Origin of the sequence: Sulfurovum sp. AR, assembly GCF_000296775.1 — a bacterium.
GTDB classification, from domain to species: domain Bacteria; phylum Campylobacterota; class Campylobacteria; order Campylobacterales; family Sulfurovaceae; genus Sulfurovum; species Sulfurovum xiamenensis.
In genome coordinates this window covers 278,226-294,585 of the sequence record NZ_AJLE01000003.1, presented here as the reverse complement: position 1 = coordinate 294,585, position 16,360 = coordinate 278,226, and the positions used below count along the sequence as shown (strand labels likewise).

Genomic DNA, 16,360 nt, shown 5'->3' with positions numbered 1-16,360 from the left:
AATGCAGTTATCTTGGCTGTCTCTGATCACTTCCATTTCGTATTCTTTCCAGCCAAGCAGTGACTCTTCAATAAGGATTTCAGAGATTGGTGAAGCTTTTAGTCCACCTTTGACGATCTCTTTAAACTCATCCATATTGTATGCTACACCTGAACCACCACCTGCCATGGTAAATGATGCACGAATGATGAGTGGAAATCCGATATTCTTTGCAGCATCAAGAGCTTCATCCATGTTATAAGCGTATTGAGAGATAGGTAAGTCGATACCTATTTTGATCATGGCTTCTTTGAATTCTTGTCTGTTTTCACCTTTTTTTATGGCAGTAGGAGTTGCGCCTAAAAATTCTATACCTTCAAGCATACTGGCTTCGTACATTTCCATAGCAACGTTAAGTGCAATTTGCCCACCCATTGTAGGTAAGATGGCATCAACATTCTCTTTTTTGATAATCCTATCAATGACTTCTGAAGTAATAGGTTCGATGTAAGTACGATCTGCAAATCCGGGATCTGTCATGATCGTGGCCGGGTTTGAGTTAATAAGGACGACTCTATAGCCTAACTTTTTAAGTGTTTTTGCTGCTTGCGTCCCAGAATAGTCAAATTCACAAGCTTGACCGATAACGATAGGTCCAGAACCAATAAGTAAAATAGTGTTGATGTCATTGCGTTTTGGCATGGAGAAATAGCCTTAATTTTTAGTTTAAAATTATACTACAACTATCAGGGCATGAGAACTGTAATAAAGTGTCTTAAAATAGAGAAACAGTGCAGCCATGGAGAGTAGTGTAAATGTAATAATCAGAATCAACCACTTTATAACTGAGGGAAAGCTTTAAGTATTTCCCTCTCAACGTTAATCTCATCCCATTACGTAATAAGCACTTTTCTCTATAAAAGTCTGCTCTATCTATCTTCTTTAATTTATCATCTAAATATTTAACAGCAACTATAGGTACTAAGATAGCTGCAACTAACTGAAGTGATGATCAAACGTTTTAAATTAAGTATATCAAAAAGACAATTAACTTACAACAACATTTTATATATAATTATTTATTATTCTGAATCTTTTGTTTAAACTGATACATCATAATAGAAGCAGCAACACCTACATTCAAACTCTTAACACCTTCCGTCATTTCTATGGTGACCACTTCATCACATAGATCCAAGATTTCATCTGACAAGCCTGAACCTTCATGGCCCATAAGCAGTACCCATTTGTCTACGACTTTGACAGAGGAGAGAGGTGTTGAGTCAGCAGTGACTTCTGCCGCATAGATACGGTATCCATTTTCTTTGAGTGTTCTTATGGTCTCATGTATATCATCATAGAGGTGTGTTTTGAGCATACTGATGTGTCCCATGGAGACTCTAAGTGCCCGTCTGGAGTAGGGGTGTGGTCCCTGTGAAGGCAGTAAGTATGAGTTTATCCCTATAGCCGCAGCAGAGCGTGCGATGGAGCCTATGTTTTGTGTAGAACTGATCTCATCTAACATAATAATCTGATCATCAAGGTCACCAAGTTGTGTTTGTTCCGGGCGTGTGCCATGCATCATGACATTATGGTGTATCTTGTGTCCTACGATATTTTGCATAAGGGCTTTACTTGCAACAAAGAGTTGAGGAATGTTTTTTCTTTGATGAGATGTGCATAGGTATCATAATACTCTTGTGTTGCTAGAATACTTTTAACTGTGATATCTGTTTTGAGAAGCAGGTTCACTACTTTGGGGCTGTCTGCTATAAAACTGTTGTCAGAGGTAAAAGCATTGTCCCTGAGTTGATGATAAATGCTGAGTTCTGGTAAGTTTATGTCGTTCACTGGTGTAAGATTCATACTGTATTGTACTCTAAGGGTGTGAAATCCACGATTATTTTACGTAGTTTTGTTATACTATTTATAGTATAACTCGTATTATTCATATAAGGAATAGAGATGAAGAAAATTGTGATAGGTTTATGTCTTATGACAGTATCATTGATGGCAGAGTTGTATCAAGTGTGGGCGACGCCTGAATTTACTGAAAAAAATATAAAGATCATCGATATTCGTACCCCAGCAGAATGGAAGGAGACAGGGATAGTAAAAGGTTCCTATACGATCATGTTTTTTGATGAACAAGGGAATTTCAATGTTCCGAATTTTTTGGAACAGTTAGACAGGGTTGTTAAAAAAGATGAGCCCTTCGCACTCATATGTAGAGTGGGTAGCCGTACGGGTATCGTTTCGGAATTTTTATCAGATAGACTAGGCTACAAGGTCACTAATTTGAAAGGTGGCATTATGAAGATGATACGTGAAGGGTATAAAACAGTACCGTATCAACCATAAATCCTCTTTAACTTGATTGACATTGACTAAACTTTTTTGATATAATTTTTTAAAATAAAAAAACCATTATTTTAGGAATACTATGTCAAAAAGTTTATATGAAACACTCGGTGTAAGTGAAAATGCTTCTGCCGATGAAATTAAAAAATCTTATAGAAAACTCGCAAGAAAATACCACCCTGACATTAATAAAGATGAGAGTGCTGTAGATAAGTTCAAAGAGATCAATGCAGCCTATGAAGTCCTCTCTGACCCTGAGAAGAAAGCACAATATGATCAATTTGGTGATCAAATGTTCGGCGGCCAGAATTTCCATGATTTCGCACAGAGACAAGGTGGAGGTGTTGACCTCGATGAGATACTCAGACAAATGTTCGGTGGAGGCGCTGGCGGTTTCAGTGGCGGGTTTGGTGGTGCACAAGGCGGTTTTGGCGGTTTTGGTGCGCCTGACCTGGACCTTCAGGCACGTATTACCGTACCGTTCATGGTGGCGATCAACGGTGGTAAACATAATGTTTCTACCAATGGCCAAAATTTTGATATCAAGATCCCCGCAGGGATCAAAAGCGGTGAAACCATGCGTGTACGTGGTAAAGGTAAACAATACCAGGGACATGTAGGAGACCTTCTTATACAAGTGGAAGTCGCTGCTTCCAATGAATATGAAAGAAAAGGTGACAACCTCTATAAAACATTTGATGTTCCTCTCAAAGATGCACTCTTTGGAGGTAAGATCGCTATAGATACACCAGAAAAAGAGGTGTCACTCAAAGTACCTAAAAATACGAAGAATGGTCAGAAATTTAGACTAAAAGGTAAAGGTGTCGCTGACAGAAAAACAGCATTGAAAGGCGACCTGTACCTTGTAGCAAATGTGGTTTTACCTGATGTAGATACGTTGGATGACGAACTTAAAGCGATGATCGAAGAAAAACTCTAAAGGATATTCAATGCACAGTTATGATGAACCCGTATACCTAATCTCTGTAGTGGCTAGCATGCTAGACATACACCCCCAGACATTGAGACAGTATGAACGTGAAGGCTTGGTTGAACCTTCACGTACTCAGGGACGTATGCGTCTTTATTCACAACGTGACATTGAACGTATGAAACTCATTTTACGCTTAACGCGTCAAATGGGTGTGAACCTTGCAGGAGTTGACATTGTACTGCAGCTTAAAGAACAGATCGATGAAATGCAAAAAGAGATAGACCAATTGCGTGAAGAACTCAGCAAAGTAAACCGTCATGGCTCTGTCCATTCAAGTAAGGCCTTGGTGACAAAAAGCTCCTATGATATTATTATCTTCGAGGATTAAGATCAAAATTATTGTATAATAGATGTATGAAGCATCAAAAATATTATACATTTCTGCAAAAACAAATTCTTCTAATGTCTGGGCTCTCCCTTATACCTGGACTTGTTTATGTCATTGTTGGTTGGAACTTTCATATTTTGATGCCCGCATTGGTATGGTATGGTATATTGTTATGCATTTCATACTATGGATGGATGCTATATAAAGAGTTTGCTACCTATAGAATGGATGAAAATCATTTAAAAAAATGGTATGGAAAACTTACATGGTTCATGTATATCATTTTTTCTGCCTGGTCATTGATATTTGTGATGTATGTCGGATATGATCAATACCATATACATTATATAGCAATTTTTACACAGCTGGGTGCGGCTGTTGTAGCATCGACACTGCTTGTCTCTGATAAAAAACTGTTTGTTCCTATTTTAGTTACCCTGATGTTACCACTGATCGTCTATTTTGCATTTGTTGATGCATGGTATGGGTATGTGTTGTCAATCTTTTCTCTGATATTTTTATTTGTGTTATTGTATGCATCTTTTAATACCAACCGATTGTTACAGAAGAATTATTCCCAAGCCCAACATGACATCTTGACGGGGCTCTATAATAGACGCTATTTTATGGAGTATATGGAATCTTTGCATGAAAGATTGGCTGTGAATCATAAAACCGCATGTTTGTTTCTGATAGATCTGGATCATTTTAAAACCATTAATGATTCTTTGGGGCATGAGATCGGGGATAAGTTATTGATAGAGGTTTCCGAGCGGCTTAAAGAGTATGCAGAAGATACACATATCGTGGCACGTTTAGGAGGTGATGAGTTTATCCTTATAAGTAAAGAGTTAAATGAAGACGTGTCTAAAATGGATCCTGCATATAGTTTTTCGGAGGGATTGCTCTATGTCATTCGCAAGCCTTATAGTATTGATGGTCATCATCTTCATATCAGTGCAAGCATTGGTGTACATCAAATCGATCCATCATTCCTCTATAGTAAAAATTTTATTAGAGAAGCAGATATAGCGATGTATGAAGCAAAGGTTCAAGGGCGAGATGGTGTGATAATCTTTAATCAAGACCTTGCACAGAGGGTTGAAAGACATCTTCTTATAGAGCAGAAACTCCATTATGCATTGAAAGAAAATATCATAGAGGTCTTCTACCAACCGCAGTTTGATAAAGATGAACAAGTGATAGGCTGTGAGTCCCTTATCAGATGGAATGATGATCAGTTGGGCGAAGTGGAGCCTGAAGAGTTCATCCCCATCATAGAAAACACAGGATTGATCTTAGAAGTCGGAAGCTATGTGCTAAAAGAGACATTTGAAAGTATCAATAGATGGAACGCTAAAGGTAAGAAATTAGAATCTATTTCAGTGAATGTCAGTATGAGACAGCTCTTATGTGAGACATTTGTCAATGAAGTGGAACGTTTGATCAAAATCTATTTTCCTAAAAAAGAGAGTGAACAAAAAATTGTGTTTGAGATCACAGAGCATGTTTTTTCAGAAGATATGAAAAAAGTGGTCAGTATGATGAATAGATTAAAAAATATAGGTATTTCATTTTCCATTGATGACTTTGGTACAGGGTATTCTTCACTCAATTATTTAAAAGTGTTGCCGATAGACGAAGTAAAAATAGATAGAACATTCGTAGCACGCCTAGATGATAGTAAAGATGATAAGAAGATGATCAGTACGATCATCTCTATAGCTAAGAATTTGGATCTAAACATTGTGGCGGAGGGAGTGGAAACATTTCAACAGCTTATATTCCTGACCAAGATAGAATGTGATGTGTTTCAAGGATTTTATTTCGAGGAGGCACTCTCTAAAAAGGCGTTCGAGGAGAAATATATTTTTACTTGACCGCCTGGGCAATAAGGTGTATGGCCATACCATAGCTTGTTGAATTATTGTAACGTGTTAGTACACGGAAGTTTTTGGCACCCAGCCAGATATCATCATGCGTAAGGTTACGGTTTTTCAGCAGATAGGCTTTAGGCTCCTTAAAGTGCTTTAAAGGCGTGATACCATGCTTTAGTATCGTCTTTAATGGCAGGGTTCGTCTGTGACTTGTTTTGAGTGCTGTATAGCGTTTCCCTTTAAATTTTGTCGGCACTGCGACCTGGGCTCCTTTTTCCCAACCGTTCTTCTTCATAAATTTTGCAATGATCCCAATGGCATCCTCTAGGTCCCACGGGTCCTTTTCCCCGTCACGGTTATAGTCCATACCAAACTTTCTGAAGACCGAAGGCATTTGTTGTACCATGCCCATAGCTCCGGCAAAAGAACCCTGCAGTGTCGTGATATCATAGTTCTGTTCTCTGGCCATTAAAAAGAGATGTTCCAACTCGGACTTGAAAAATTTCTTCATACGGTTTTTATGAAAGGCAAGGGTGGTTAAAGCATCTAATACATTGTAGTCTCCGCTATATTCTCCAAATTTGCTTTCCACTCCGATAAAGCCCACAATGTACTCCATGTCAACTTGATACTCTTGACTTGCTTTTAGTAGTGTTTTATAGTATCTTTTTTTAAAGGCTTTGGCTTTGTCCAGAGTGACAGGATCCAGTACATGCGCCTTGTACCGTTCCCAAGGGCCATTTGTGCTACCTACTTTGTATTTTCCTGTATATCGTGCAAGTGTGTCACGGTCAAGTTTCGCACTCTCTAGTACCGAGGTCAGATAGCTACGTGTGAAATGATGTTTTTTGACCATCTTGTCGATGAAGGTTTTGACCTCTTTTTTGGCTAGAAAATCATACGGAACAGGTGGACGGTCATCATTTGCACTCAGGAAATAAGGTAAAAGTATGGTAAATAATAAGAGTGTAACAGATCTCAACTTCTCACCTTAGCTAAGATTGAGAACCAACAGGCTATCACGGTAGATGGGTTCGTCAATAAACCCGTATTTCTCATCCATAAATCCGTTGATTCCTTGTGCGGCATGGGTTTCAAAAGCCTCTTTAATATGCAAAGCCCTTTCTATCTCATCTCTATTTGTATGAAATATTTCATTGGTGATCTGCACTTGTTTGGGACCCATGCATGCTTTGGTCTCAAAGCCCATCATCTTTTCTCTTTCACACCAGGCTTTGAACGTTTCTGTGTCATTGTACTCCTGGAACATAAATGAGATAGGGTGTATACCGGATGTTTTTGCATCGACCAAAAACTTGGAGAGAATGTAGTCTATAGTAGGGTTATTCAGCGTTACTAATGACTGAGGCAATCCAAGAGAGGTGAGCAAGTCCAAAATACCCAGGTTCGCTGTAGTAAGACGTTCATCTATACGCAGTGCACTTAAGCTCTCAAAGGCTTCTTTTGTCTCCAGTGAAATATGCAACTCTTTATCTGCACTGAGAAGTGTAAGCGCCTGGGCTATCTCAGCTTGGTTTTTTACTTTTGCGACACGTACGGCATCAAAACCAAAATCATTTAAAAAAGCGATCTCTTCCGCACCGCCTTCATGTAAAGGGTTGGTACGCACAATGATGAAGGAGTTAGAGTGTTCCATATGTGAGAGGAAGAAAGCGATGTTATGCAGGGCTTCCTTTTTACGTGAGGGTGCAATGGCATCTTCAAGATTGAGGGTGATCATATCTGCAGGATGATCGTCGATACGGTTTAAATGCTTGAGATTCAGTGGATTAAGCATCATGTTGGAACGGTAGGTGCGTTTTACGGTAGGGGTTTTTCGTTTATTTCCAAAGGTTGTAGGAAGTGTCTCTAAATCATCAAATATCATACTGTTATAGTATCTAAAATTAACTCAAAAGCGATATAATTCTCCATGTTAAAATACCTTAATGGTTACGATAGCCAGTTAAAAGCACAGGTACAAACTCTCATAGAGCAGAATAAACTTGGAGAGTACCTTCTTGCAAAGTATCCCTCATTACATGAATATACTACAGATAAAAGTCTTTACAGCTACGTACAGACACTTAAAAACACTTACATGCGCAATGCTGTACCTATCTCCAAAGTACTTTATGATACGAAGATACGCGATATTCATACTGCACTTGGAACACATACCTTTGTGTCACGTGTACAAGGCGGAAAGCTCAAGGCCAAAAACGAGATACGTATCTCACATATTTTCAAAAAAGTCCCTGAGCCTTTTTTGCGGATGATCGTGGTCCACGAATTGGCACATATCAAAGAAAAAGAACATACTAAAGCGTTCTACAAACTTTGTACCCATATAGAACCGGCATACCATCAGCTTGAATTTGATCTTAGGCTTTATCTGACTTACCGTGATAGTTTTGGAGCATTATATGTTTGATGGGAGATCAGTTGATTGAAAGTGGCAAAAGTTTGTTACAGTATAATACTTTAAAAAATTCAGGGTAGCATAGCATGAACCAACTCATCCTTATATTGATGCTTTTCACTGTTTCGCTTCTTGCAAGAGAAGAGATGTTTCCTACTCAGGAATGCCCTGCCTTTAATAACCTGAAACATACGCAAAATACCCATGGCGTACATTTGGATAAAGAGAAAAAATATACGATACTCAGACACTATAAAGGACAAAATCTTATAGTGGTAAAAGGTGAACAGCCTTCACAGAGATGGGTAGATGAGAGTTGTTTTCACAAACATTCAGACGCGTCCAATCCCCTTAATGTTAGAAGAGCAGGTAGTAAGGTTCTTAATATCGATGATGGGTTTGATCAAACTCAAAAATATGACAATAGCAAAATCTCAAAACAAAACATTTTGACCCTCTCCTGGCATAATGCTTTTTGTGAAATGCACAGAGTGAAAAAAGAGTGTCAAAGAAGCTTGTTTGCTTTTGGCAGATTCAAGTATCGTGAAAAACATTTTGTACTGCATGGGTTGTGGCCACAGCCTAAACATAACATCTATTGTGGAGTGGAGCGTCACACCATGATGTTGGACAAACATAAGCAATGGAATAGACTTCCAGATATCGCTTTAAATGATGAGATAAAAGGACGTCTACAAAAAGTGATGCCGGGGGTTGCTTCAAGTTTACATAAACATGAATGGATCAAACACGGTACCTGTTACGGTACAGATCCTAACAGATATTATAAAGATGCTATACAGATGGTAGAACAGGTCAATGCTTCCAGGGTAGGCGATTTTTTTAAAAAACAGATAGGCAAACGTGTGACACTTCAACAGGTACGTGCAGTGTTTGACAGAAGCTTTGGATTGGGTGCTGGAAAACGCGTAGAGCTGAAATGTAATAAGGGACTTATCACGGAACTTTGGTTGCATATAGGAGCGGGAAGTGATGATCTAGGTGCACTTTTAACGCAAGGTAAACAAACACGAAGCCATTGTCAGGGTGGATTTGTAGATAAGGCTGGGTTTTGAGTGATAAAGTCGATGTATTAGAAGCACTGAAACATTCCAATGTTTTTTTGACAGGTGGTGCAGGGGTAGGAAAGAGCTATATTACCAATGAGGTGATCTCTGACTACCGAAAAAGAGGGAAACAAGTCGTCTCTTTGGGCTCAACAGGTGTGAGTGCAGTGAATATTGGTGGTTTTACGGTACATAGCTTTTTTGTTTTCGGTATCGCAAATAACTTTGAAGAATTGGCTGCAGGAGACAAACGTGCTAAAAGCCGGCTTTCGGACCTGAAGAAAGTACTCAAAGCTACAGATCTTATCATCATCGATGAAATTTCCATGGTGAGTACGGACCTAATGGATATGATAGCTTACAGACTGAACCACTACGGATATCTTGGAAAAGTACTGTTTGTAGGAGATTTCTTTCAATTGCCACCGGTACAAAAACAGCAGAATAGAGCTGATGTCTTTGGAGAAAAGCTCTATGCATTTGAGAGTATGGCTTGGGAACGTTTCGATCTGACAGTGATTGAACTGACCAAAATGAAACGTACTAGAGATGCAGAGTTCACACATATCCTATCCAAGGTCCGCAAAGGGCAATGCGATGAGGAAGTGATCCATTATATGACAAAACTCTGGAACAATGAAGAGTTGGAGAAAGACCCGACCTATCTTTTTGGCCGTAACCTAGAAGTGGAACAGACCAATCGAGCAAAGATCAATGAACTCGATACCGAAGAGACCATACTCTTTGCAAACATAGAGATGTTCGGATCAGTCCATGAAAAAAAACTGGCAGGCTGGAAAAATATGCTGCCTATCTCCGAGCATTTGACGCTCAAAGAGGGGGTTCCTATCCTGTTTACGGTGAACAAATGGGGAAAGTTCGTCAATGGAGAGAGAGGGATCCTCAGAAAGATAGAAGAGGACCATCTCATCGTAGAGAAAGAAGATGAATTCGTACGTGTCGAGAGACATGACTTTGATCTGGTCGATATGCTGGTGAAAGATGATGGTAGCGTTGAGACCATGTCCCTTGCCACACTTTCACAATTTCCTCTAAAGCTGGCCTATGCCGTGACGATACACAAAAGCCAGGGGATGAGTATAGACAACCTTGTCTGTAACGTGGACAATATCTTCGCACCCAGTCAATTCTATGTGGCTATATCACGTGCGATAAACCCTAAACATCTGAAAATAGATTTTAACAGAGGAGATCTGACACAGTATCTGAAACGTGTGATTAATGTGGATAGACGTGTTGTAGAGTATTATGAGAATCTTGTTACTTCGTAAGTATGTTGATATATCCTGCCGGCTTGATATGTAAAAGATTATCTTCTATTGTGACAATGTCACCATCAAGTTCTATATGATTATAGGTATCTTCCAATTCGATCGTCATCTCTTTGACCTCTCCGTAAAAACTACCGAATTTTTTGATGAACGATGCGGGGGTGAAGATGAAAAAACGGTTCGAACTCATCAGCATAAAGGGTGTCATGATGAGGTGTAGGGGTAGTAAGAAAAGAAAAGCAAGCAGATATTTCCCCATGTTGTTTTTAATCAGCCCAAAACGCAGTGTTTCAGCAAGGAAGATATGCTGAAGGTCACCCATATTTCCTGCAGAGAAAAGAAAGATTTCCTCATTGAGAGTAAAGTAAGGGTGTTTTTGTGTTGGGAGGGTCTCATTATTGCCCAAAGCATCGAGCAAGGTTTGGAGCTTTGGTACTTTGTGCAGTTTTGCAACCACATTAAATGAGCCTATAGGATTGAGTATGAAATGTGCCGAGTATGTCATCGTATGAAGTTGTTTGATGACACGCCTGATCGTACCATCACCACCAGAGATGATGATATAGTCAAATGCTTCTATATCTGGCAGTGTATGTAAGGATGTCCCTTCTATAGATACTATATCGAGTTTGTCATGTTGTAGTGTTTTACCTATAGAGAGAATACGCATTATGGTCCTTAGTTATATCAGCTATAATTATAGCTATGAAACTTGAAAATGAAGATGCACTTGATAACCTTATCCTCTGTGAGCAATGTTTTACACTGCATGAAGCGTTACCTCTGAAAGATGGTACGAAGGCATGCTGTTCATCATGCGGGGCAGTACTCTACAGATATGACAGTAAACTGATTGATCATGGTCTGGCATTGAGTATCACGGGCCTTGTGTTTTTTTTATTGGCCAATGTCTTTCCTTTGGTACAGATAGAGATACTCGGACACGGACAGTTCATTACGGTCCCTAAAACGATTTTTTCTTTGTTTGAATATGGGTTTTATTTTGTAGGGGTCCTTTGTACCTTTCTTATTTTTATTTTTCCTTTCATGGTCTTTACGATCAATATGCTGCTTTTTACGCTTTTAAAGATGAAACGGGGTAAGAACTTAACCAAAGAACTTCTTGTTTTGCTTGCACATATCAAGCCTTGGAGTATGACCGATATATTTCTGATCAGTATACTCGTCGCACTGGTAAAATTGATCGGGTATGCACAAATTCATATAGGTATTGCATTTTGGGCACTCATGGTTTTTGTACTGATCGACCTTTATATAGTTAAACGTATGCATCTCTTTGACCTATGGATGTTGAGAAAAAGAATCGTATGTGATGAGGATACAAAGTGATAGAGATAGACGAAGACAAACTCATAAGATGCCCGATATGCGGGGCTGTGAATGTAGATAAGGGTAGAGAGAACCGGTGTCGCCGTTGTGATTCTACTATCTATCATCATAAACGTTTTAGTACAGAAAGATCTTGGGCATACCTTATCACGGCTATGATCGCCTATATACCTGCCAATATCTATCCTATGCTCATCACGAAACAGTTTGGTAGTGAGGAGGGCAATACACTCTTGGGCGGTGTTGTCATGTTATGGGAACATGGTTCCTATCCTATCGCTATGATCATCTTTGTTGCATCCATCCTGATACCTGTACTCAAGTTTCTTGTTTTGATTTATTTATTGATTAGTGTAAAATACCCTATAGGGAAAGATAAGAAAGTCAATAAGCACAAATTGTATTATATGACAGAGGTCATAGGTCCATGGTCTATGATTGATGTTTTTGTAGTAGCTATACTTGCAGCACTCATTCATCTTGCCAACATCGAGATCATTGCGGGAATGGCAGCAACTGCTTTTGCACTCTCAGTATTTTTTACACTTTTAGCAGCACATGCTTTTAATGAACGTCTAATTAAGGGATATCAATAAATGTCAACACAGCGACCTACAATAGAAGAATCAAGTAAATTCAACCTTATTACCTCCATATGGATCGTGCCATTTATCGCATTTATTATAGCTGGATGGTTGGCCTACCAGTATTTTGCTGAACTCGGACCTGAAATAGAAATTGTTTTTCCGGAAAATGCAGGATTGCATGCAGGACAGAGCCAAATTAAATACAGAAATGTACCTATAGGTACAGTAAAAAAGATCGTATTGCAAGAAGAGGGTGAAGGTGTGACGGTGATCGCAAGAATGGAAAAATCTGCTACCCCGTATCTTAATACCCATGCAAAATTCTGGATCGTTAAGCCTGTAGTAGGTATATCCGGTGTTTCAGGTCTGGAGACATTGATATCCGGAACCTATATCGATATGTATTCTGCCAAAGGCGGAGAAGCCAAAAATTTTTTTCATGGTTTAACACAGGCATATAGGTATACAGAAGATGGCATGTATTTTCAGCTTAGTGCACCCTCAAGCTACAATGTCAAAGCAGGTACACCTGTCTATTTTAAAAATATTGAAGCGGGTCAGGTAGAACATGTCAACATCTCTTTGGATGGGCAGGGTGTTGAGTTTGTAGTGTTCATCAACAAACTCTATGTACCTTATGTGCACAGAAGTTCCAAGTTCTGGGTCACGAGCACTGTCGAGATGAGTCTGGCTCACGGCAGACTTGATGTTAATGTAGCACCTGTGACGCATTTAGTACAAGGAGGTATAGAATTCTCGTCTACAGGAGAGGATGCTTCTGACACGGTACCTGAAAAATTTGTTTTCCGTCTTTACAAAAATGCTAATCTGGCAGAAGGACAGGTGATAGGAAAAGGTGGAGATTTTATCAATACCTTTGAAATTTTGACTGAGGATTCCATCGCTAAACTCAAAAAAGGTGCACTGGTACAGTATGAAGGGTATGAAGTAGGACGTGTAAAAGATATTAGACTTTCCTATAATATGCAGTCACATAAGATACTGGGGCAGATCCTTGTTGATATAGATCTCTCCTCATTTGCTTCAAAGCATGATGATGTAATAAGTTGCCAACAAAAATTCTATCAGGCTTTAGAAGAAGGTTTAAGTACAAAAATATCTTCTGCAGACCCTTTTACAGGTACACTTTTTGTTGACTTGGTCTTTGATACGAACACCACGAAAAGAAGTATTATACATGGAGAGCATTTTGTACGTCTTCCATCTGTCCCTAATGATACAAGAGGCATAGTCGATGGAGTTGAAAAACTGGTTGCTTCTTTAAATAAAGTGGTTGATGAGAATGCAGAGCCTTTACAGATAATAGTAGCAGACCTACAAAAGACTGTGAACAATCTCCATGCAATGACAGAGGCAAAAAACTTTAAAACGATGCCGGATGAGATGAATAAAGCCATGAAAGAGTTGACAACAACACTCCGTACAGCTAAAAAAGTACTCAAAGGGTATGACAGTAATTCTCTCTTAACACATCAAATTTCTCAAACACTTAAAGAGGTGACAGAAACATCTCAAGAGATGGAGGAGTTCCTTAAACTGATGAACCGTAAACCAAATTCACTTATTTTTGGAGATAAATAATGATCAAAATTAAACTATTATTAACAGTGTGGGCTCTATTGATAGTAAGTGGCTGTGCCTTGAATAACTATTATGTCCTTTCCACAGCTTCACAACCTAAAGAGAGTTATCCTTACAAGTCTCAAATAATAGGGGTTGAGAAAGTGAAGGTACCTAAGTATCTTTTTAAAAGAGAGATCGCTGTTGCCAAATCATCAAACCATGTTATATTTTTAGGGGGCTCAGCATGGGCCGAAGATATGGATGCAGGATTGACAAGCAGACTGATTTCATTCTTGCAAAAAAAGTTTAAACAGCCCGGTGTGTACCCATATCCTTGGGGTGTTGATGGTCAGCCCGACATCAAAATAAACGTGCAAGTATCACGTTTTATTGCCCAAGAAGGTACGGTTTATCTTGATGCAAGCTGGGAAGCAAGAGATATGAAAACAGACAAAAGGGTACTTAAATTATTTAGTACAACTTTCCCAACAAGTATGGATGCCGGCAGTATAGTAGATGCTATGGACAGAGCATTTGCACAGCTGGAAGAAGATGTAGCTAGAGGAGTCAGGGAACTTTAGTATGTTTTACTGACTGCTTGACGGGATACACAGACCAATATTCTAAAGCGAGGGAAACGATCATGACAGATCTGAATACGCGTGAGAACTATACAAGACTATGAAACGTATCAATAAAAATGTCATTATGCTGGGTTGGGTAAGTTTTTTTACCGATATGGCTTCTGCGATGATTATGCCCATTTTACCTATCTTTGTTGTAGTGGTCTTGGAGGAGGGGATGGACAAACTGGGTATTATCGTAGCGATATCTACTTTTGCCTCTTATGCGCTTCGTTTAGTATCGGGTTATATTTCCGACAGATATGGTATTGTCAAACCCTTGGTCGTGGCAGGATATGCTTTTTCTGCGTTGAGCAAGTCTCTGATAGGATTGACACAAGGGTATAAAACAGTAGCAGGTTTACAGGTAGCTGAGAGATTGGGGAAAGGGCTGCGTTCTGCGCCTAAAGATGTGATGATCGTTCAGTATAGCACAGCACGTGCATCGGGTAAAACCTTTGGTTTTCATAAGATGATGGATATCGCAGGAGAGTTGAGCGGTGCACTACTACTCTTTGTACTGCTTTGGTACTTTGGTCAGAGTGAAACGGTCATGCGTAACATCTTTTATGCTACTTTTCTCCCCGGTATCATAGGACTTGTGATCGTAGCATTTTTTGTACGTGATGTCCCTAAGCCGATCAGCCACCGCGAACAATCGTTTACATTGACACAGAATGACAAAAAAACGATCGGTGCACTGTTTTTTTATTTTTTATTTTTGCTTTTTGTTTTTAGTCCTTCTTTTTTTACGATGCAAGCTAAAGCGGTGGGCATTGCCACAGCTGTCATCCCTCTGCTCTTTGTTGTCTCTTCGGGCGTACAGACAATGAGCAGTTATCTTTTTGGTATACTCATTGATCGATTTGGTGTGAAACGTGTCTTGGCATTCTCTTATGCTTGTGGTGTAGCTTCTCAAGGATTTTTAATGCTTAAGAGTCCTTTTTTTACTTGGATCGCCTATGCTTTTCTGGGACTTTTCACCGTGGCTTCACTAAATGCAAACCGTGCGTTTATAGCACAGAGTGCAACCAATAAAGGCTCAGTCTATGGCGTTTTTTATGCAGGAGTAGCACTCTTTGGGGCATTAGGTGCATACATCGCAGGACTCATATGGGAACATTGGAATATGCAGAATGCATTGATATACTCTTTGGTGGGGACTTTAGTCATGACACTGTTGTTTTTTTTGATGAAGGGTCGTCATGAAAACTAAAGTATTCACATTTTTTTTTATAAACAAAGCAGTGATCATAATGAATATTCTAGGTTTTTATCTGTTTGCAAAAATTACAGAAGATGTGGTAGAAAAAGAGTATATTCTTGTGATAGATCGATGGATAGAGACCCATATCAATGCTATACAAACTCCATTATTGACTAAGTTTATGGTTACGCTGACCCATTTCAACGGTGCGATAGGTATTTTTGTTTTTTCACTATTGATGATGCTTTTTTTGGTCTATAAGAGATGGTATAACGATCTTTTGTTCTATTTCTTTGCTGTATTAGGTGCAAATATAGCCTATATTTTTATCAAAATGATCGTGCAACGTGTAAGACCGAGTTCAGATATACTTTCGATAGCAACCCACTCTTTCCCCTCAGGGCATGCAACAATGGCAACTGCCATGGCATTGGCTCTTTATTTTATACTTGCTAAAAGAGTCTCTTCTCTGGGTTTACGATCAGTCATAGTGATAGCTTGTATCGTTTGGCCAATTTTCATTGCTTTTTCTAGAGTTTATCTGGATGTACATTGGTTGAGTGATGTGCTTGCAGGCATAGGGCTGGGAGTGTTTTGGGTAACGTTGATAGAATTGATAAACAGGCTTAAGAACAAAGTGGGTTAAACTGTATACTCAAAATAGAATGCTTAAAAATTACAAAATGGTC

The 16,360-nt window shown here is 39.2% G+C and carries 18 protein-coding genes and 1 pseudogene; 13 read left to right on the top strand and 6 right to left on the bottom strand.

Going from position 1 to position 16,360, the window contains the following annotated elements; translation table 11 throughout:
- The 3 genes and pseudogenes from carB to SULAR_RS11335 form a co-directional block, all read right to left on the bottom strand.
- Window positions 1-681 (bottom strand): annotated as a pseudogene (gene carB / locus SULAR_RS04640) (carbamoyl phosphate synthase large subunit); the annotation flags it as partial.
- 373 nt (window positions 682-1,054) lie between these two features.
- A complete protein-coding gene (locus SULAR_RS04635; protein WP_238536356.1) occupies window positions 1,055-1,603 on the bottom strand; it encodes an RNA methyltransferase in 549 nt (182 codons plus the stop codon).
- Complete coding sequence (locus SULAR_RS11335) at window positions 1,588-1,845, bottom strand: hypothetical protein (protein WP_238536355.1); 258 nt, start codon at window positions 1,843-1,845, stop codon at window positions 1,588-1,590. The genes SULAR_RS04635 and SULAR_RS11335 overlap by 16 nt, the downstream gene beginning before the upstream one ends.
- Before the next feature lie 99 nt (window positions 1,846-1,944).
- On the opposite strand from SULAR_RS11335, the gene SULAR_RS04630 reads away from it, so the two are divergent.
- The 4 genes from SULAR_RS04630 (at window position 1,945) to SULAR_RS04615 (ending at window position 5,542) form a co-directional block, all read left to right on the top strand.
- Window positions 1,945-2,340 (top strand): rhodanese-like domain-containing protein, encoded by a 396-nt coding sequence (locus SULAR_RS04630; protein ID WP_008243498.1) that lies wholly within the window; start codon window positions 1,945-1,947, stop codon window positions 2,338-2,340.
- A gap of 82 nt (window positions 2,341-2,422) precedes the next feature.
- Window positions 2,423-3,280 (top strand): DnaJ family protein, encoded by an 858-nt coding sequence (locus SULAR_RS04625; protein ID WP_008243497.1) that lies wholly within the window; start codon window positions 2,423-2,425, stop codon window positions 3,278-3,280.
- Between the two features lie 10 nt (window positions 3,281-3,290).
- On the top strand, window positions 3,291-3,662 hold the full coding sequence (locus SULAR_RS04620; RefSeq protein ID WP_008243496.1) for a heat shock protein transcriptional repressor HspR: 372 nt from the start codon (window positions 3,291-3,293) through the stop codon (window positions 3,660-3,662).
- A 194-nt stretch (window positions 3,663-3,856) separates the two neighbouring features.
- Window positions 3,857-5,542: a bifunctional diguanylate cyclase/phosphodiesterase gene (locus tag SULAR_RS04615; RefSeq protein ID WP_008243494.1), complete on the top strand. Its 1,686-nt coding sequence runs from the start codon at window positions 3,857-3,859 to the stop codon at window positions 5,540-5,542.
- Here SULAR_RS04615 and SULAR_RS04610 read toward each other — a convergent pair.
- Both SULAR_RS04610 and SULAR_RS04605 read right to left on the bottom strand, forming a co-directional pair.
- On the bottom strand, window positions 5,535-6,521 hold the full coding sequence (locus SULAR_RS04610) for a lytic transglycosylase domain-containing protein (RefSeq protein ID WP_008243491.1): 987 nt from the start codon (window positions 6,519-6,521) through the stop codon (window positions 5,535-5,537). The genes SULAR_RS04615 and SULAR_RS04610 overlap by 8 nt on opposite strands.
- Window positions 6,522-6,530: 9 nt before the next feature.
- Window positions 6,531-7,427 (bottom strand): CoA ester lyase, encoded by an 897-nt coding sequence (locus SULAR_RS04605; protein ID WP_008243489.1) that lies wholly within the window; start codon window positions 7,425-7,427, stop codon window positions 6,531-6,533.
- A gap of 45 nt (window positions 7,428-7,472) precedes the next feature.
- Between SULAR_RS04605 and SULAR_RS04600 the strand changes: the two genes are divergently transcribed.
- From SULAR_RS04600 to SULAR_RS04590, 3 genes are all read left to right on the top strand, one after another.
- On the top strand, window positions 7,473-7,973 hold the full coding sequence (locus tag SULAR_RS04600; RefSeq protein ID WP_008243487.1) for a YgjP-like metallopeptidase domain-containing protein: 501 nt from the start codon (window positions 7,473-7,475) through the stop codon (window positions 7,971-7,973).
- Window positions 7,974-8,047: 74 nt separating this feature from the next.
- The gene (locus tag SULAR_RS10905; protein WP_008243485.1) at window positions 8,048-9,037 is read left to right on the top strand and encodes a hypothetical protein; all 990 of its coding nucleotides are present in this window, start codon (window positions 8,048-8,050) and stop codon (window positions 9,035-9,037) included.
- Window positions 9,034-10,320, top strand: coding sequence for an ATP-dependent RecD-like DNA helicase (locus tag SULAR_RS04590; protein ID WP_008243483.1), 1,287 nt, complete (start codon window positions 9,034-9,036; stop codon window positions 10,318-10,320). Before SULAR_RS10905 ends, SULAR_RS04590 begins: the two co-directional genes overlap by 4 nt.
- On the opposite strand, the gene SULAR_RS04585 is transcribed toward SULAR_RS04590, so the two are convergent.
- A complete protein-coding gene (locus SULAR_RS04585; RefSeq protein ID WP_008243480.1) occupies window positions 10,310-10,990 on the bottom strand; it encodes a diacylglycerol kinase family protein in 681 nt (226 codons plus the stop codon). The genes SULAR_RS04590 and SULAR_RS04585 overlap by 11 nt on opposite strands.
- Window positions 10,991-11,025: 35 nt before the next feature.
- Here SULAR_RS04585 and SULAR_RS04580 point away from each other — a divergent pair, with 35 nt between their 5' ends.
- The 6 genes from SULAR_RS04580 to SULAR_RS04555 all read left to right on the top strand — a co-directional run bounded on the left by SULAR_RS04580 (window position 11,026) and on the right by SULAR_RS04555 (window position 16,317).
- Window positions 11,026-11,670: a paraquat-inducible protein A gene (locus tag SULAR_RS04580; protein ID WP_008243478.1), complete on the top strand. Its 645-nt coding sequence runs from the start codon at window positions 11,026-11,028 to the stop codon at window positions 11,668-11,670.
- On the top strand, window positions 11,667-12,266 hold the full coding sequence (locus SULAR_RS04575; protein WP_008243476.1) for a paraquat-inducible protein A: 600 nt from the start codon (window positions 11,667-11,669) through the stop codon (window positions 12,264-12,266). The genes SULAR_RS04580 and SULAR_RS04575 overlap by 4 nt, the downstream gene beginning before the upstream one ends.
- Window positions 12,267-13,859 carry an intermembrane transport protein PqiB gene (locus SULAR_RS04570; RefSeq protein WP_008243474.1) on the top strand — a complete coding sequence of 531 codons (1,593 nt, stop codon included), beginning with the start codon at window positions 12,267-12,269 and terminating at the stop codon, window positions 13,857-13,859.
- Window positions 13,859-14,422: a membrane integrity-associated transporter subunit PqiC gene (locus SULAR_RS04565; RefSeq protein WP_008243473.1), complete on the top strand. Its 564-nt coding sequence runs from the start codon at window positions 13,859-13,861 to the stop codon at window positions 14,420-14,422. The genes SULAR_RS04570 and SULAR_RS04565 overlap by 1 nt, the downstream gene beginning before the upstream one ends.
- 100 nt (window positions 14,423-14,522) lie before the next feature.
- On the top strand, window positions 14,523-15,680 hold the full coding sequence (locus SULAR_RS04560) for an MFS transporter (RefSeq protein WP_008243472.1): 1,158 nt from the start codon (window positions 14,523-14,525) through the stop codon (window positions 15,678-15,680).
- The gene (locus tag SULAR_RS04555) at window positions 15,670-16,317 is read left to right on the top strand and encodes a phosphatase PAP2 family protein (protein WP_008243471.1); all 648 of its coding nucleotides are present in this window, start codon (window positions 15,670-15,672) and stop codon (window positions 16,315-16,317) included. Before SULAR_RS04560 ends, SULAR_RS04555 begins: the two co-directional genes overlap by 11 nt.
- The last annotated feature ends 43 nt before the right edge of the window (window positions 16,318-16,360 follow it).

What these genes read in the sequence shown, in the direction of transcription:
- SULAR_RS04585 (WP_008243480.1), bottom strand. Translation starts at nt 10,990, where the DNA reads ATGCGTATTCTCTCTATAGGTAAAACACTACAACATGACAAACTCGAT.
- SULAR_RS04615 (WP_008243494.1), top strand. Translation starts at nt 3,857, where the DNA reads ATGCTATATAAAGAGTTTGCTACCTATAGAATGGATGAAAATCATTTA.
- SULAR_RS11335 (WP_238536355.1), bottom strand. Translation starts at nt 1,845, where the DNA reads ATGAATCTTACACCAGTGAACGACATAAACTTACCAGAACTCAGCATT.
- SULAR_RS04560 (WP_008243472.1), top strand. Translation starts at nt 14,523, where the DNA reads ATGAAACGTATCAATAAAAATGTCATTATGCTGGGTTGGGTAAGTTTT.
- SULAR_RS04565 (WP_008243473.1), top strand. Translation starts at nt 13,859, where the DNA reads ATGATCAAAATTAAACTATTATTAACAGTGTGGGCTCTATTGATAGTA.
- SULAR_RS04625 (WP_008243497.1), top strand. Translation starts at nt 2,423, where the DNA reads ATGTCAAAAAGTTTATATGAAACACTCGGTGTAAGTGAAAATGCTTCT.
- SULAR_RS04555 (WP_008243471.1), top strand. Translation starts at nt 15,670, where the DNA reads ATGAAAACTAAAGTATTCACATTTTTTTTTATAAACAAAGCAGTGATC.
- SULAR_RS04635 (WP_238536356.1), bottom strand. Translation starts at nt 1,603, where the DNA reads ATGCAAAATATCGTAGGACACAAGATACACCATAATGTCATGATGCAT.
- SULAR_RS04630 (WP_008243498.1), top strand. Translation starts at nt 1,945, where the DNA reads ATGAAGAAAATTGTGATAGGTTTATGTCTTATGACAGTATCATTGATG.
- SULAR_RS04580 (WP_008243478.1), top strand. Translation starts at nt 11,026, where the DNA reads ATGAAACTTGAAAATGAAGATGCACTTGATAACCTTATCCTCTGTGAG.
- SULAR_RS04600 (WP_008243487.1), top strand. Translation starts at nt 7,473, where the DNA reads ATGTTAAAATACCTTAATGGTTACGATAGCCAGTTAAAAGCACAGGTA.
- SULAR_RS04605 (WP_008243489.1), bottom strand. Translation starts at nt 7,427, where the DNA reads ATGATATTTGATGATTTAGAGACACTTCCTACAACCTTTGGAAATAAA.
- SULAR_RS04620 (WP_008243496.1), top strand. Translation starts at nt 3,291, where the DNA reads ATGCACAGTTATGATGAACCCGTATACCTAATCTCTGTAGTGGCTAGC.
- SULAR_RS10905 (WP_008243485.1), top strand. Translation starts at nt 8,048, where the DNA reads ATGAACCAACTCATCCTTATATTGATGCTTTTCACTGTTTCGCTTCTT.
- SULAR_RS04570 (WP_008243474.1), top strand. Translation starts at nt 12,267, where the DNA reads ATGTCAACACAGCGACCTACAATAGAAGAATCAAGTAAATTCAACCTT.